Origin of the sequence: uncultured Streptococcus sp., assembly GCF_963536705.1 — a bacterium.
Classification (GTDB): Bacteria; Bacillota; Bacilli; order Lactobacillales; family Streptococcaceae; genus Streptococcus.
This window is the reverse complement of sequence record NZ_CAUTAP010000012.1, coordinates 39,816-56,554: the sequence shown is the minus strand read 5'-3', so window position 1 is coordinate 56,554 and position 16,739 is coordinate 39,816. Positions and strand designations below refer to the sequence as shown.

Annotated in this window: 11 protein-coding genes and 1 pseudogene; 2 read left to right on the top strand and 10 right to left on the bottom strand. The window is 37.7% G+C overall.

Translation table 11 applies throughout. From position 1 onward, the window contains the following. The first annotated feature begins 100 nt into the window (after positions 1-100). Positions 101-898 carry a nucleotidyltransferase domain-containing protein gene (locus RWX26_RS07860; RefSeq protein ID WP_314580621.1) on the top strand — a complete coding sequence of 266 codons (798 nt, stop codon included), beginning with the start codon at positions 101-103 and terminating at the stop codon, positions 896-898. A gap of 93 nt (positions 899-991) precedes the next feature. Here the strand turns inward: RWX26_RS07860 and dtd are convergent, their stop codons facing one another. The 7 genes from dtd to RWX26_RS07825 all read right to left on the bottom strand — a co-directional run bounded on the left by dtd (position 992) and on the right by RWX26_RS07825 (position 13,514). Next, positions 992-1,435: a D-aminoacyl-tRNA deacylase gene (gene dtd, locus RWX26_RS07855; protein WP_314580619.1), complete on the bottom strand. Its 444-nt coding sequence runs from the start codon at positions 1,433-1,435 to the stop codon at positions 992-994. Positions 1,436-1,491: 56 nt separating this feature from the next. After that, on the bottom strand, positions 1,492-3,711 hold the full coding sequence (locus RWX26_RS07850; protein ID WP_314580618.1) for a bifunctional (p)ppGpp synthetase/guanosine-3',5'-bis(diphosphate) 3'-pyrophosphohydrolase: 2,220 nt from the start codon (positions 3,709-3,711) through the stop codon (positions 1,492-1,494). A gap of 638 nt (positions 3,712-4,349) precedes the next feature. Continuing rightward, positions 4,350-7,094, bottom strand: coding sequence for a type VII secretion protein EsaA (gene esaA / locus RWX26_RS07845; protein WP_314580615.1), 2,745 nt, complete (start codon positions 7,092-7,094; stop codon positions 4,350-4,352). Between the two features lie 156 nt (positions 7,095-7,250). Beyond that, positions 7,251-11,687, bottom strand: a complete 4,437-nt coding sequence (gene essC / locus RWX26_RS07840) for a type VII secretion protein EssC (RefSeq protein ID WP_314580612.1) — start codon at positions 11,685-11,687, stop codon at positions 7,251-7,253. Beyond that, positions 11,680-12,816, bottom strand: a complete 1,137-nt coding sequence (gene essB / locus RWX26_RS07835) for a type VII secretion protein EssB (RefSeq protein ID WP_314580609.1) — start codon at positions 12,814-12,816, stop codon at positions 11,680-11,682. Before essB ends, essC begins: the two co-directional genes overlap by 8 nt. After that, positions 12,809-13,063 (bottom strand): hypothetical protein, encoded by a 255-nt coding sequence (locus tag RWX26_RS07830; protein WP_002916152.1) that lies wholly within the window; start codon positions 13,061-13,063, stop codon positions 12,809-12,811. Before RWX26_RS07830 ends, essB begins: the two co-directional genes overlap by 8 nt. Further along, a complete protein-coding gene (locus RWX26_RS07825; RefSeq protein WP_002916155.1) occupies positions 13,032-13,514 on the bottom strand; it encodes a type VII secretion EssA family protein in 483 nt (160 codons plus the stop codon). The genes RWX26_RS07830 and RWX26_RS07825 overlap by 32 nt, the downstream gene beginning before the upstream one ends. A 654-nt stretch (positions 13,515-14,168) precedes the next feature. Here RWX26_RS07825 and RWX26_RS07820 point away from each other — a divergent pair. Next, a pseudogene (locus RWX26_RS07820) lies at positions 14,169-14,805 on the top strand (transposase). Positions 14,806-14,840: 35 nt separating this feature from the next. On the opposite strand, the gene RWX26_RS07815 reads toward RWX26_RS07820, so the two are convergent. The 3 genes from RWX26_RS07815 to RWX26_RS07805 are packed head-to-tail and all read right to left on the bottom strand — an operon-like array spanning position 14,841 to position 16,447. After that, positions 14,841-15,296 carry a DUF5085 family protein gene (locus RWX26_RS07815; protein ID WP_314580602.1) on the bottom strand — a complete coding sequence of 152 codons (456 nt, stop codon included), beginning with the start codon at positions 15,294-15,296 and terminating at the stop codon, positions 14,841-14,843. Then, entirely contained in the window at positions 15,296-15,754 is a 459-nt protein-coding gene (locus tag RWX26_RS07810; protein WP_268702158.1) for a hypothetical protein, read from the bottom strand. Before RWX26_RS07810 ends, RWX26_RS07815 begins: the two co-directional genes overlap by 1 nt. Before the next feature lie 33 nt (positions 15,755-15,787). After that, positions 15,788-16,447: a hypothetical protein gene (locus RWX26_RS07805; RefSeq protein ID WP_314580597.1), complete on the bottom strand. Its 660-nt coding sequence runs from the start codon at positions 16,445-16,447 to the stop codon at positions 15,788-15,790. Between the last annotated feature and the right edge of the window lie 292 nt (positions 16,448-16,739).

Below are 16,739 nucleotides of genomic sequence, written 5' to 3'. Positions count from 1 at the left end.
AATTTTACAGGCTCAGAACCATGCCAAAAGCTGTTTTTTCCTTCTTGCCAACCCCCTTACATTTTGCTACAATGATGTCAAAAATCAGTAAGGAAAAATCATGCCACAAAAACTTTTTAAAGAATTTGCCCAGCTAGATCAAGTAGAAGCTATTGTTCTCGGTGGATCTCGTGCTGGACAGCATTTTGACAAAGACTCAGACTATGATGTCTATATCTACTTGACAGATTCCATTGCTCCCACGACTCGACGCGATATCCTCAGCAAGTACTGCTCCTACATGGAAATCGGCAATCAGTTTTGGGAACTAGAGGATGACTGTGTGCTAAAGAGCAAGATCGAAATTGAGCTCATTTACCGTACACTGGATAGCTTTGATAAAGACCTGCAGACTGTAGTCCTAGACCATCAGGCTCAGAATGCCTACACCACCTGTATGTGGCACAATCTGCTCCACAGCAAAATCATCTACGACCGAAATGGTCTCTATGAGGCACTTCAGAACAAGTACAGACGACCTTATCCAGCTGAACTGAAAAAGAATATTATCAAGAAGCAGCTCCTCCTACTCGATCAAGCCATGCCAGCTTTCTCCAAACAAATAGAAAAAGCGCTCAAGCGTCAGGACTTGCTCAGTATCAATCACCGTAGCAGTGAATTTTTTGCTTCCTATTTTGACTTGCTCTTCGCCCTAAATGAACAGACGCACCCTGGAGAAAAGAGAATGCTAGAGTTTGCAAAAACCAACTGCATGCTATTACCTCAGCATTTCGAAGAAAATATACATACCTATTTTCAAAAGCTCTACACTGAGCCCGCTAAAGCGATAAAGCTTATCAATCAGCTAGTGGCGACCATCAAAGAAGTCATTCCTCAAGAAATTATTGATAGTTTTTAGAAATGCAACCTGAAGCCACAGCCTCATTGCTGCAGAAGCTAAAAAAATTAGGAGTTTGAACATTAGTGTTCAAGCTCCTTTTCATGCTTCTTATCAGCGATTCTTTGTATCCAAGATAATAGTCACTGGACCATCATTGACTAGTTCTACCTGCATGTCTGCCCCAAAAATCCCCGTTCGAGTCAGCACCTCTTGCTTCAGGGCAAGATTGAAGGCATCATAAAAATTGCTAGCCATCTCTGGCGGAGCAGCCTTAACAAAGGCTGGCCGATTCCCCTTTTTGGTATCTGCATGCAGAGTGAACTGGGAAATTGACAAAATCTCTCCAGCAATGTCCTTGATAGACAGGTTCATCTTACGCTCAGCATCGGAAAAAATCCGCATATTGACAATCTTCCTGACTGCATAATCCATATCCTCCTGACTATCGTCAGGCCCTACGCCTACTAGGAGCAGGAGACCTTGTCCAATACTGCTGTGCAGCTGCTGGTCAATGCTGACCTGAGCACGTTTTACGCGCTGAATCACTATTTTCATATCTTTTCCTTTGATTTAACGGTAACCTATAGCTAGATAATGATTTCCGAAGAGAATCAGCCATTAGTCCGCTTGACCGAGTAGACCTCCGGCACGCTCTTAATCTTATCCACCACCGTTGTCAGCATGGACAGATTCGCAATGCCAAAAGAAACGTGGATATTAGCAAATTTCATATCCTTGGTCGGCTGAGCATTGACTGTTGAAATATTTTTGGTGGTATTGGACAGAACCTGCAACACATCATTGAGGAGGCCAGAGCGGTTGAGACCGTAAATATCAATGTGAGCCGTGTACTCTTTAGTCGTGTTGTTGTCTTCCCATTCCACATCAATCAGCCGCTGCTCGTAATTTTCCTGAGCCTTGAGATTCATGCAGTCCTGCCGGTGAATGGCTACACCGCGGCCTTTGGTAATATAGCCGACAATGTCATCACCCGGTACGGGATTACAGCACTTAGCAATCCGGATGAGGAGGCCAGACGCCCCCTGAATAACCACACCGCCTTCGTGCTTGACCTTGAGAGTATCTTTTTTGTTTTCGACCTTGACTTCGCCGCCCTTGACCAATTCCTCCGCTTCTGCTCTGGCCTTGGCCCGCTCTTCCTCACGGCGCTCTTTTTCTGTCAGGCGATTGAAAATGCTAATGGCACCAATCTCACCGAAGCCAATCGCCGCAAAAAGCGCCTCTTCAGTCTTATAGCTGGTCTTCTGCAGCACTTCTTCCATGTGCTTCTTGTCCATGTACTTATTGGCTACATAGCCATGCTCCTGGAATTGAGCCTGCAAGAGCTCCCGCCCTTTGGAGATAGACAGCTCCTTGTCTTGATTTTTAAAGAACTGACGGATTTTATTTCTGGCCTTGCTGGTCTTGACAATATTGAGCCAGTCGCGGCTAGGTCCGAAGGAGTTAGCATTGGTGATAATCTCCACCTGATCACCTGTCCTAAGTTTGGTTGTCAGAGGAACCATGCGGCCATTGACCTTAGCTCCCGTGGCTTTCTCACCGACCTTGGTATGAATCTCATAGGCAAAGTCAATGGGGCCCGAGTCCTTAGGCAGAGAGCGCACTGCCCCATCTGGTGTGAAAACGTAAATTTCCTCAGCTAGATAGCTCTCCTTGACCGAGTCAACGAAGTCCTTGGCGTCATTAGACTGGTCCTGCAGCTCCATCAGTTCCTTGATCCAGTTCATCCCGATGGCCGATTCTCTGCTGTCTACATGTCCCTTGATGCCTTTCTTGTAAGCCCAATGGGCCGCAACCCCATACTCAGCGACCTCATGCATTTCCTTGGTCCGAATCTGAAACTCAATCGGACCTTTGGGGCCATAAACGGTCGTATGGATGGACTGGTAACCATTGGCCTTGCGGTTTGCAATATAATCCTTGAACCGCCCCGGCATCGGCCGCCAAAGTTCATGAATGTAGCCCAGCATGGCATAAACATCACTTTGAGTATCCAAGATACAGCGAATAGCAATCAGATCATAAATCTCATCAAAACGCTTCTTCTTGTCCTGCATCTTGCGATAGATCGAGTAGATATGCTTGGGCCGGCCATAAATCTTACCGTGCAGATTACGCTCGCCAGCATAGGTCTCAATCTTCTGAACCACCTCTTCTACCAGAGCTTCACGCTCCCGACGCTTCTCCTTCATCATGTGGGAAATTTTGTAAAATTCCACTTCATTGAGATAACGGAAAGACAAATCTTCCAGCTCCCACTTGACACTGGAAATCCCCAGGCGATGAGCCAAGGGGGCGTAGATTTCCATTGTTTCTCGGGAAATCCGCTCCTGCTTATCCTTGCGCAGATGCTTGAGCGTCCGCATATTGTGGAGACGGTCTGCCAGTTTGACCAAAATAACCCGGATATCCTCCGACATGGCCATCAGCATCTTACGGTGATTTTCTGCCAACTGCTCCTCGTGGGATTTGTACTTGACCTTACCCAGCTTGGTAACCCCATCTACGATCACGCGTACATCCGTCCCAAACTCTCTTTCCAAATCATCCAGCGTCGCACGGGTATCCTCGACCACATCATGAAGAAAGCCGCAGGCAACCGTTACCGCATCTAGCTTAAGCGTGGCCAAAATCCCTGCCACCTGAATAGGATGCACGATATAAGGCTCGCCTGACCTGCGAAACTGCCCACTGTGACAGTCAATCGCATAGATCAAAGCTTTCTGTATGAAGGCCACATCCTCCGCAGCCAGATATTTTCTCGTAAGGGCCAATACCTGATCGCCCGTCAAATTCACTTCTTTTGGCATCTCGTCTCTCCAATTCCTGCCTACTATTTTATCACTTTTAACCCGATATGAAAACCTAGAAGACGGTTCTATGTTTGTTTTAGTACAAAAAAGTGGAATCAATAATAGGTAGTAAGCTTTAAACTGAAGTTAGCCTCCTAAAACTTAAAAAACATCTATATCTTATACTAATTATTGACCAAACCCCAAGCAAAGAAACATAGAGATACAAAACTACTCCGCTCTAAAATTTTGAATAGGCACTTGAAGCAAAAAGGGAAATCGGTTTCAAGATTTGAAAGGAAAACAGCCTTCCGTACAAAATCTATAAGAAATATTTATTTAGTCCACCTACTTAATATTCCAAGCAGCAGATTTCTCAAACAATTTTAATAAATTTTTTGAGAAATCATTAAAGTCAGCTATTTGAGCCTCAATTCTCATTTTTTTATGTTGTGCTTTAATCTTAAGATTAGATTTCTATACTTTTACTTATCTATTTAAAATAAGGCTGTGACATTTCTATCACAGCCTTATCCAATAATTCAAGAACTACTAGAATAAACGAAGCTAAGTATAGATGATATACACAATATTAAAACTGGTTTCATCATTACTTTCTACACCTTCCAGTAGCATTTCTATTGCTAAGATTCTACCTATTCAAATTGTTCCTCTTCTTCTTTTTCAACCATCTTCTCTTTCTTTCTATGAGCGTACTCTCTAATTGTCAGACCCGTAGCAATGTTGGTTAAAAGTAAGATTACGAGTAAGTAAACCCATATTGGAGTATTTGATAAAACACCAGATTGGCTTGTTTTTTCAGTTACAACAGGATTGGATAAGAAATTCAAAACAGCTTGGTTATCTGTTCCGTTTGAACGAGCATTCGATAATACTCCTTGAAAGTTCTTATTAAACTCAGTACTATCTTCAATATTTTTAGCCTGATTCTTAATAAGCGACTCTGTTTGTTGGTGAACTTCCTTCACTTCTCCTTGGACTCTTTTAGCTTGCTCTGCCAAAGTGTTAAATTGCGTATCCATAGATCCGATTGCATTCCCATTAGAGGCGATTGTATCAGATGTATTTCGAGTACTAGATGCAAGCTTTGTAACAATATCTAGCAAACTATTACTACTATCATCAGTTGTATAAAGTCTATTATTAGATAAACTGTCACTAGAACTTGTTGGAGAAACTTCCAGAAGTTCTGGACTATTTTTCTTCCACTCTTCATACTGTTTATTTAAATCGTCAACGGCTTGTTGATGCCAATCAGATAGTTCTCCAACAATTGCAGCAAAATAATCATTCGGTAATTCTTCTTTTGTCAGTTGTGGAAGAGAAGCAGTATTTTTCTGAAGTCGATTTATCTCTGCACTTAACTTAACATATAATTCAATCCCTGACTGTCGATATTGGTCCACATCTTCTGGTTGTAGTTTATCCGCTACAGACGATGGCGAAATATTCCCATACATCTTTGCAACTGAGTTACTTGCTGGATTAGCAATATCAATATCGTAGGACGAAGATGGGCTTCCATATAGGTTCTTAATCGTAGCTGCCGCGGTATCAATTCTAGATAGTTGTTCAAAAATATTAGACAAATCTGTCTTAATTAATGCATCATTTCCCTTATTGTTATCATAAAAGAAACTGTATTGTAAAGGTATTCTCTCACTACCAATCTCAAGCTCAAATGCAACCGTATTGAGACCATAATTAGGAGAAAGCTGAATTTGCAGTTGAAGGCTAGTAGGTTCAGAAATACTATCAACACTTGGAACTACCGTAGCTCCCTGAGCCCCTTGAACCTGTATATTCGTCACACGGATAGTAGTTGCAGTATATTTATTACCCCCATTTCCTTCAGAAGTCATCTCAGGGTAAACATGCTCCATTGTAACTGTTTTTGCATCTGTTGACGGCAAAGAATCATTGGCTACAGTTATAAAAGTATAGCCTGGCATTGAGCCAGTAGTAGCACCTTTAACACTAGCATAGCTAGCTAACAAGTTTAATTTTGCATAGTAAGAAGCAATTTGGTCATCTGTTAAAGCCCCAAACTCTCTTAGTTTATTAAATAAGGTCGCGTAATCTCCAGAATTAACACTAATAGAAGCAATTGTACTATTTACATAATTAGTATAATCTCCAGGCAACTCATCTGAATCTGATAAAGTATTAACAACCTGTTTGGCCAGCGCCTGCCTCACATTATCTTTATCCACACCATCACTAACAGCTTTTAAAATCGCATCTTTATCATCTCCCAAAGAACTTGTATCAACCTGCACCCCATTAAAATAATTCTGGGAAATTTGGTCACGAGAACCCTCAAGAGAGTTTCTAATGGACTCCAGTTCCTTTTGAGATTGCTCAATCTGCTCTTGAGAATGATTTATTTTATCATTATAACTTTCTATGTGCTTAGCTAAACGAAGCAAATAAGAATCTGGTTCATTTGGCTCAGTAGGTGATTCCGTATTTCCAAAAAGATGTAAATAACTTATTGAATTTTTATAAAGGTCAAGATATAATTTGTTATCTTTATCATATTGATTCTTAACGGAGTTTCCTGCCACCTGAGCATTATGGTTAGCAACTTGTGATTGAACTTGCTTATACTTTAAAATTGGATCTGTTTGACCCATTAAAGATTCAGCATTTCTTTTTAATAAATCAGAAGTTGAAGTTTTGAAATTTGATGTTGCTTGTTCAAATGATCTATTAGAGGACTGAACACTCTCTGCAATTGAAGGGATCGAATCTATTGATTTGATACTCCTATCAGCAGGTTGAACAATTGAAGTAGATAAAGAATCATAGATATCAGACTCGTCACCAACAATTGTATTCATCTGAAGTTTAGCATCATCAAGGTTATTAATGACACTTGTAAAGTACAGACGAATTGTTTTCTGATTCAAACTATTAACATAATCTCCAACCTGCTGAGCCATCTCAAGCGACTGTTCTTTTTTTACAGAATCTTTTACTTTATATGTAATTTTAGCCTTTTCAGGATTAAAACTAGATAACTGCAATATATTGTGTGAAAAATCTTTAGGAATGTAAATGATAGCTTCAAGGGAATTGTCTTTGTACTGACTCTCCGCCTGATCTCTAGACATGACTTTCCAACTTGCCTTTTTTCTCTCATCTTTCGCTAGTAATTTTGTAAAATCATCTCCAAAATTATATTGAGCGCTATTTAACTGTTCGCCTTCGTCTTGATTTACAATCCCAATACGAAGATGTGTCTTCTCTTTAGTCCCTAGAACAAAAGAAAGGCTATCTGACTGTCCCATATAGATAAGAAGTCCTGCAGTAATTACTATACATAAAATAGCCAAGACTTTCCTAAGCAAGTGATTTTTTCCTTTTTTTATACCCATTATGGATTTTTCTCCTAAATTGATTTTAACATTATCATCAAAATATTTATAATTTATTCATGATAATATACATCCTACAATCATTATAATTATTACAAATAGTAGGATTTCTTCTATTATAGCATATTCAGAAATTATTATGGAAGCTTTATGTACCTATTTTTCTTGCGGAATTCTCAAACGATGAACACTTCTACCAACGAAGAACTGTGTTTCATTAAGTTCAACCAATGGTTCATTGTATTGAGTACGACCAGGCACAACTTTCTGTTCGTTAAAGATGGTACCAAACGTTCCCATTGGAACATTTTGGCGAAGCCGTTTGAAGAACGGTGTGAATTTGCTAACTATGCCACTTTGATAACCATGGAAAATCAAATGAATGTTGACCGACGAAGATTTTGTGAACAAAGTATTTACATCTTTATCCATCAGTACAATCTTATCACCAGCTAAGTTTATATCTGGAAGATAAACAAACATTGGTTGCACTCTACGCTTACCAGACTGAATAATGCCTAATAGTTCACCAAGGAATTGGCTAATATTCGCCTCCTCAATTCTAGTATCAAAGTGTTCATTCATACCAACAAAACGTCCATCAGTATCAACCACTACGCGATCAACTTTCCCAGAAAACTCTGAAAAAGCAGATAATATCGTACGCTCAATACTATATGTTTGAGAAGGAGTATCATCCATGAGAAGAATAAATTCATAGTTCATTGGTTCGATAGAGCGAACCAACGTTGTTTCCTTATCATAACCAATTGGAATATTGTATTTTTGCCGTTCCTCTTGGACAGCTACATCATTTTCAAATTGCTCAAAAGTAATTTCATTAGCCAGCATTGGAACAGCTTCTGGTCTAGGGCCATCCCATAACTTATCCATTACCTCAATAGCGTTTTCTAAACTCTGCAGTCTTTCAAGATTGGAACTTCCTTCTGTTGCAAGGTATACTTGAAAACGAATAGGTTCTTCAAATCTAATCTGACCACGACCAGGAATTACTTGATCAGCTAGAGCATCAAAACCAATAAGATCTTTTTTAGAATCCTTGTCGACCAAATACAAAACAAACTGTGTAGCAAAATTACTTCGCATACTTAACTTCATAGTAGTGTTCCGAAGAACTGTTGCTATCAAATAGATACCTAAGCTTGCGCCCTCACGTAACACCTGATGAAAAGCGGATTCAACAGAACTTTCGAGTGGATGATCACGTACAGTATCATAAGAGTCAACAATATTTAAAATGAATGGTAAATACTGACCTGTCTTCTGCTCATACTGTTCAATAGAAGTAACTCCATATTCCGCCAATAAATCACGGCGTTTTTGTATTTCTTTTTGTAAACTCTTAAGGAGCTTCAATAGTTTTTCGGCATCATCTAGAGTAGCAATATCTGCCACATGCGGTAAACCTTTCAGAGGAAACAGTCCATTCGTTCCAAAATCAAACAGGTTAAATTGCATTTGATCTGGTCTATTAAGCCGAGCAAAATTCATAACTAGCGTCTGAAGCGCTTGAGATTTCCCAAACCCTGGGGAAGCATAAATGATACTGTGACTAAACTCTTCTAAATCAAATTCTAGCATCCGCTGATCCTGCTCTGAAGGAATATCCATTAGAGCAAAAGGAGCTTTGTGAAGCTTCTTCTCTGTCCATTTCGTAGTTAAAACCGGTGACGTAATATCTTCATCAAGCGGAGGTAACCATGGCTTAGCTGGTATACAAAGGTCTACATTCTTTGCGTGTTGAGCAATATATTCCACAACAGCATCTAGTTCAGTCTCATCAGTATTAGCATCTGTGCTGACCGTCTCTTCCAAGTAAGACAAATCTGTAGTAGCGAGTTCATACTGCCCCAGCTCATTGATTATCCAAAGCCGATTGTCAACTTCTTCACTACGAGCTTTCACTGTTGGTGCATATCGTGCTCCACTCCATGCTGATTGAAAGAGTTCATATATTTCATTATTCCCAACTTGTAAATAGGCACGACCTGGCTGAGTAATACTTGCAGCATCTGGTGTTTTTATAATCTCATTTGAATCCGCTTTTTCCGCCACTTTGAGTGCCAACTTAAATCGAGAATTAGACCAAATTTGATCATTAACAACTCCTGAAGGCTTTTGAGTAGCTAGAATCAAATGAATCCCTAGGGAACGTCCAATACGCGCTGTTGTTACAAGTTCTGTCATAAACTCAGGTTCATTTTGCTTCAACTCAGCAAACTCATCCGAGATCAAAAATAGATGTGGAAGCGGCTCAGTAGGGAAATCTCCCTCTATTCCAGAGCGACCTTCCTTGTATAATTTTGTATATCCATTAATATGATTGACCCCAAATCTACCAAATAGGCGTTGACGCTTTTGCAACTCTGCTCTAATGGAAGCTAACGCGCGCTGGATTCCTGCTCCATCTAAGTTTGTGATAACGCCCATCAAATGTGGCAAATCTTTAAATAAATTTGCCATCCCTCCACCTTTAAAGTCTATTGGGAGAAAACCAATATCTTCTGGACTAAAGTTTAATGCTAGCGATAAAATGTAAGATTGTAATATCTCCGACTTACCCGATCCTGTTGTCCCGGCAACAAGACCGTGGGGACCATGAGCACGCTCATGTAAGTTCAAGTAGACAATATCATCTTTTCCTCGAACCCCAAGTGGAACAGCAAGGCTCTTCGATGTATCTCCTCGAGCCCATCGGCTAGAAATATTTAAGTCATCAACCTGTTCCACATTATACAATTCTAAGAATGTAATTGCATCAGGAAGTGCATTTTTTTGAGTTTCCTCATGAACTAGATTACTTAAACTACGAACAGCACCTTCATAATCATCTATCAACGGATACGGAGTAAAAACTTGGTTTACATATATTCCTCTATTATTGATTAAAGTAGCTGTATCTCCATTCTTTAAATCAATAAGCGTGGTTACCGTTTCAGGTAATTGACGACGACTTTCTTTTACCCAAATAACAGTTACTCCAAAAGAAGCCAAATCTGCTCGTGAAAGGCTTTCGTTGATAGCATGACCAGACAACAAGCGATCATCTGAAATGACTATCACAATCTGAGGTAAAAAGGTTCTTTCCTTCTGTTCCTTATCTTGAATGCGAGACTGTAATACTTGATAAAGACTTGTAAGTACAGCATCTTTCGTACGATCATCATGTACAAAACCACGAACATTAATCATTGGTAACAGAAAATGAGGTAAAAACCGCCATTTCTTCCAAATTTGATCATAATCTTCCTGCGAAGTCAAATTAACAAATATTACATCGTGATAAGAATGAAAAGCTGCAACTTGCAATAAAAGTTGCTGGATAAACAACTGACCTATGTCATGTTGAGCAACCAGCCCAACAATATTCTGAGCAAGTGTTGTTGTAACAGGAACACCTTTTTGTTTCTCATAAGTCTTTAACAAATCTTGAGAAAAAATTGTCAGCTTATCCTTAGTTAAAAAGTCCGTTTGATAATCAATTTGAAGCTGACTATCAATATCTCCCAAGCCAAGCGAGACAGTCATAAAATCTTCATTAAAAGGTAAGCGTTCATAAAGACGTTCATCATAACGCATAATCATATCAATTAACGTATTGATATTTGGTTGCTGATAAAATAGAATATTCTTTTCCTCTGCATAATGCTTATGTAGAGTGGATAATTGTTTTAATAAATACGCCTCGTAATCTTCTACCCTTGTTATCTTCTTTTGTTTATACTCTTTTTTATCAGTAAAATAACTCGTAATTGAAAATGCAGCTGTAAGAACACTCATTCCCCCCATACTCAACATCATAATGGCATTTCGTCCCATTAGAACAACTACCAAGCCAGAAAGAGCAACCATACCTAGAGGCGGAACAATTGCTCGCCAAATAGCATTTTTAGGTTTTGTTGGGGGATTTTTAGGTTTTTCTATTCTCTGACGTTTATCGTATATCGTGGGGAGTACTCGAGGACTACGACGATAAACTGGGAAATTAGATTGATAAATTGACTTTTTCTCTTCCAATAGGACACTTTGAGTATTGAAATTTGCTTTCTCAAAGAACGATGAAATTTGCCATTGATTTTCTAAAAACTCTATAAAATAGTTCTCTACAAAAATACTATCTCCTTTTTTAAATTCAGAAATAATATCAGAAGAAATCAATTGCTCGTTCAAATAGAAGACACTGCCATTTGGATAGAGATAAACTTTACCATTGGAGAACAAAACATAGGCTTTCGAGTGAATGAGGAGATCTGCTTCTTTTTCTTTTGAAATAATAAAATCTTGATTTGGAGGAGAAATGTAACTAACAGAAATGTCACTCTCTTCTTCAAGGACAAAAACAGTCTTATTTTCAATAGTATTTTTTCCTCTGGTTAATTCTTTTCCATTAGAGTAGACCTTACTATCATTCACGTTGAAAAAAAGTCCTTGCACTTCAGCACTGTCGCCTTCCATAAAAGTGAGTAAAGAAAGTCGCTTGCCAAATATAACCACTTTGATTTGCCCAGAAATTTTATTAGAAATCAGTTCTTTTTCTGTATTGTGAAAAAATTTTTTGTCTTCCCTACTCATCTTTTTCTTCACCTACTTTTACACCTAGTTTTTTAGAAAGCTCCTCTATTTCCTTGCGATATTCACTTAATTTTTTTTGTTTATTAGCACCCTTCATATTCTTATCTTCACGGGTTTGTTCATATAAATTAGTATAAGCGTGCAGGGTCAACTGATCATCCCCAATATTCTGAGCTAAATCTAGAGATTTTTTATAGTCTCCCCTTCCAAGATAAATCCAATAATCTAAAAGATTTTCCTCGCTGGATGGAGTGATTGTGTTTAAAACGCTTGATTTCTGCTCCTCAGACAAGTTATCTAAATGAACATAAGAGGACGCTAAAACATATTTTGCTTCTTTACCTAAGCGATTTACTTGAAATTTTTGTAAATCGTCGGCAACATCGTCATAATGCTTAGAAATAAAATGGCTCTGTGCATCCACTGTCGCACGCTGAACAGGGATAGACCAAAAATAAAAATATGCTGCAAAAGCTCCTAAAGCAACAGTTGTAACGCTAAAGATTCCCATTCCAATAGAAAAAATACGCCAACTCCGTTTTGAAACCACTATCTTTTTTTTCTTTTCTTCCTGATAAGCTTTGTCGTAAGCTTCATTAACATATTTTATTACTTCTTCATATGTCTTACATGCAGCTATATCCTGTACCAATGAATCTCTTATTGCAGCTATACCATCTATTAGTAATTCAAAATCAAGTTTTGGTCGCAGAATAGAGACAACCAAAGCCTTGTAGCTCATTAGAAACGTTTCTGAAGTATAAGGTATAGGACTCATAATTCCTTCTAAACCAAAATGTAGAATCTTAACAACACTTCCTTGTAGAAATATATTTTTCGGATGGATATAAGGAATCTTAAAATTATGCTCAGAGAATGTCAAAGTTTCCATTTTCTGAGCCAACTCCAAACGCTTTACTTCTGTCATCTCTTCCGCAATAAGTTCTTTAAGACTATAAGAATATTTTGGCTTATCATAAATTAGTGATAAAAAACCATTATCTTCTAATGTCACGGCAGCATCCACATAATTTTCAATTGTAGATAATTTTTGACGAGAAAAATGGCTGGCTGGCAGAATAACCTTGACCTTTTCCTTACTGTATTTAATTTCAATTTTATCACTCATTTATAATTACCTCCAATACATCTCCATCCCCTAATGGATATTCCTTTAGAGCTCTATGCTGTTCTATTCTTAGAAGCTTTCCTCGAACCTCTAAATGCCAATTGTTTTGATGAATAGATAATGTTTTATCTAGATTATTTGAACACATTAACATCTTTACTCCCTGTAAAGATAATAATTTAGAAAAGCGAATATCTATTTCCTTATCTTCATATCTAATTGTTGCGTTTAAATATTTTTCCCCCATGAAAAATCCTTCCTAAATAAATTCCAATTAAAATCATTGCTACAATAAATAATACTGCACCAAGAATTGACCATATCATTGTGGCCCCTGATTCCTCTGTGTCTACAATAATACTGTCAGAAACCTGATAGTTCTGAAAAAGAGCATGTCGATAAACTTGGAGGTCGAGTCCATCACCACTCCGAACTTCTTTCTTACTGAAATTAGCTTGGTTTGCAGTCTTAAGCATTTCCTGAGCATCAGTTTTAGATTTCGTCGCTTCTTGCTCTATTCTATCCATAAATAAATTAGGTGCATAAATATGCTCAATTTCATTACCTTGGGAACGCTGCTTTTTTTGCGTTATCGAATCTGTTTTTAAATCTAATTCGCCGTCCTTAGCATAAACAGTACTTCCAGTAAACAATAACAATAAAAATATCACTAAAACTCGACTTGATTTTTTCAACATTTCATCTCTGCTTTCTAGCTTAAAAGACTAAGAAAAATATTCAGCATCCATAAGTACGTTATAAATATTCCTAAACAACATTTATCTATCATAAAAATCTGTAATAAATTTTATATTGACTAGTCTCATTCAAAGATTAGTCTTATTTTATCACGAATTGTATTAATATTCAAACTTTCAAACAGTTATTCACAAGCAGATTGTGCTGTTGTGACAAAAAATATATCACCTAAATAAATTTAGATGATATGATATATAATTCTAAATCCAAATATACCGCCCCGATTCAATTGTGATATGTCTTACTTCCCTAAGATACTTCTGATTTATCACCAATTAATATTCAAATTTCAATGCTCAGAGTGTTATCTATCGCCTTTATTTAACGATATTTTTTCTAACTTGCGCTACTCAAAACATCTCTAAATATCTTTCCCATAATCTTTTCATCAGAAAGGACATTTCGACTGAGATTATATCATAAACAAAGTGATGTCCTCTAATATAACGATTCTTTTCATATCATTGTTTAAAGGCTCTATAATTTCTGTAGTGGGTAAAGCACTGTAGGAATGATGGAGCCTCTTTTGTTGTAAAAAAAATCCCATAAGACCTATAATGAAAAGCGACCAAACCATCATTAGAAAGACTCTTATGGAACAGTTAAATTTTATCACAAACTTACTGGGAATGAAAGACCCTAATATCACTATCTTGGATGTTCTAGATGCTGGTACACATAAAGAAATCATCGCTAAGCTAGATTATCCTGCTCCTAAATGCCCTCACTACCAAGAACAAATGACTAAATATGACTTCCAGAAAGAATCGAAAATACCTTACCTAGAGTGTGCAGATTATAATACTCTCATTCGCTTGAGAAAGCGCCGTTTCCGCTGTAAAGTCTGTAAGGAAATGGCTGTCGCAGAGACTTCCTTAGTCAAGAAGAATCACCAAATCGCAACCATTATCAAGCAGAAAATAGCTCAAAAACTAATTGAGAAAGTCCCTATGACTGCCATCGCTGAAAGCTTGGCTGTCTCTACTTCGAAGAAAGAATTGCTTGTCTAAATCCTATCTTTCAAACTGTTTTTAAGACCTTTTTGAAAGAGAAAAATAAAATTATAAACGCTTTGAGCTTACCTACTCAAACGCAAAACTAGAAGCTACTAATAACCTTATCAAAATCATCAAGCAAAACGCTTTTGGCTTCCGAAACTTTAAAACTAAGACCCTCGTCGTTTTGAATATCAAAAAGGAGAGGACTGATTTAGCCCTCTCTAGGATATAACTTTTTGGGGTCAGTACACAATCTTACTCCTTTAATTAATACGCATAGCCAATCAATACGATTACACGACCTGCACCTTCAGTCTGTACGACATGGTAGAAAGGAGTATTTAATTCTCGATCATTCTGTTCTAACGTCCATAGTAAACGAGCATAGGCTTCTTTAGTTAATTCTTCATAATCATGATCTATCGAAACCATTAAGACATTATTAATTTCAAAATATGTTGAGAATCGCATTCCCTCGACTTCTAAATACTCCTCTTCTAATGGAAGGAGAAACTCTACATTCATATTGCCATCGTAAGGCACATTATTCAAACTATAGACGAGCGGACCATCAGGATGCCCGCCTGCTTCTTCAATTGCTGCCATAAAAGCATCCAGCTCATTTTGCATCTGACTCACATGAAATTTTTTTCGTTGTTTAATTACATTCCGAGCTTCAAAGACAGCATCATTAGATACTCCTTCCGCCACAATATATTCCATTAATTCACCTCCCAACTGCTATAGGCATCAACCCTAATTTCTCTGCCAGGATGATAAAGAACATGATAGACTGCCAAGGTTTCTAAATTTTTACCTGCATATTTTGCAGCCAAAGTCTCATAATACTCCCCTAAACTACTTGAAGAAAATGCTGCAAAGTCATCACTGCTCACTAAAACTTCATCTTCAAAAAGAATAGGTCCGTCATAGTTCCCTGTAGGATTAATTTCGTTACCAAATGTTGAAAAAATTGATAAGACATTCGTACCAGAAAAAGGGTAACTTTTAAAGTATACTGGCCCATCTGAATACACAACATCTAGCATATCCTCTATAAATTCCCAACACAGAGGGTAAACTTCTTGACAAAGTTCCTCTACCGGAATACTTGTCAAATTCCTTTCTTCATAGCCAAACAGCTGATGAAGCACTAACTTTTTTGGCCTTGTTTCCATCATTATTCCGTTTCTTTCTAGATTATTATTCATTTTCTAATTCAATTCATCATAGTCAGGATTTTTCCGCACATAGATAGCCGCATAAACTGCGTCTACTATAACTGCTGGAAGAGTCACTGTTATCAGAATCCCAAATAAAATACCAAAAGCTTTTTCAATATAACCAGTAAGGAGAGTAGGGCCCAATATTGCACCTATAAAAGCTAATGCAGCTGTTGTTCGCCATTCTTTCTTTTTATCACCAGAACCCACTTGATTAAAAGTCCAGACCTTGCCACGATTCTTGGGAAAGTAATACCAAGAGTAAAGAGAGCAAGAAAGAACGAAGATAGAAAGCATCACAAAATTATAAATAATTGATACTTCTGAATAGATTCCTTCATTACCAACTAGCATTAACAAACATATAAAATCGACATCAATAAGTAAAACTAAAATAATCAACGAAATAAGAAGATAAATCAGACTTTTAAATTTTAAAATTAATTTATAAAAAAAGGAGATTAGAATTGCCACACCACAACTTGATATACAGAATATAAATAAAATTTTGTAGATGCCTAATTTATCAATAAAAGTCATTCCCCAAAACAACAAAGAAGATATAAAAAGAGCTATCCAAGGAAATAATTTAATATATCCTATGCTTACCTCGTTAGTAATTAGGGGCCCGTGATAACGTTCATCATTCATAATCAGCCTCCAAATAATTTCTTTAAACCGGACTTGGCTAAGCCAGTTAAGGAGCTATCCTCTGATTTAGTCCACTTATGATTCATTGCCCAAGAAAATGCCATCCCAAGTCCAGCACCAACAACGGTACCAACAGGACTTCCAATCATCTCATCGTGCCGATTGCCGCACCAGCGCTAGAAACCGTATCTACAGTCTGGTTCATTGCAAAGTTTCGAATTTTTGCACCCGCTAAATGGGGGATAGACTTCTAACAAAATTACCCTACTAAAATATTCATCAAATTTCTCTC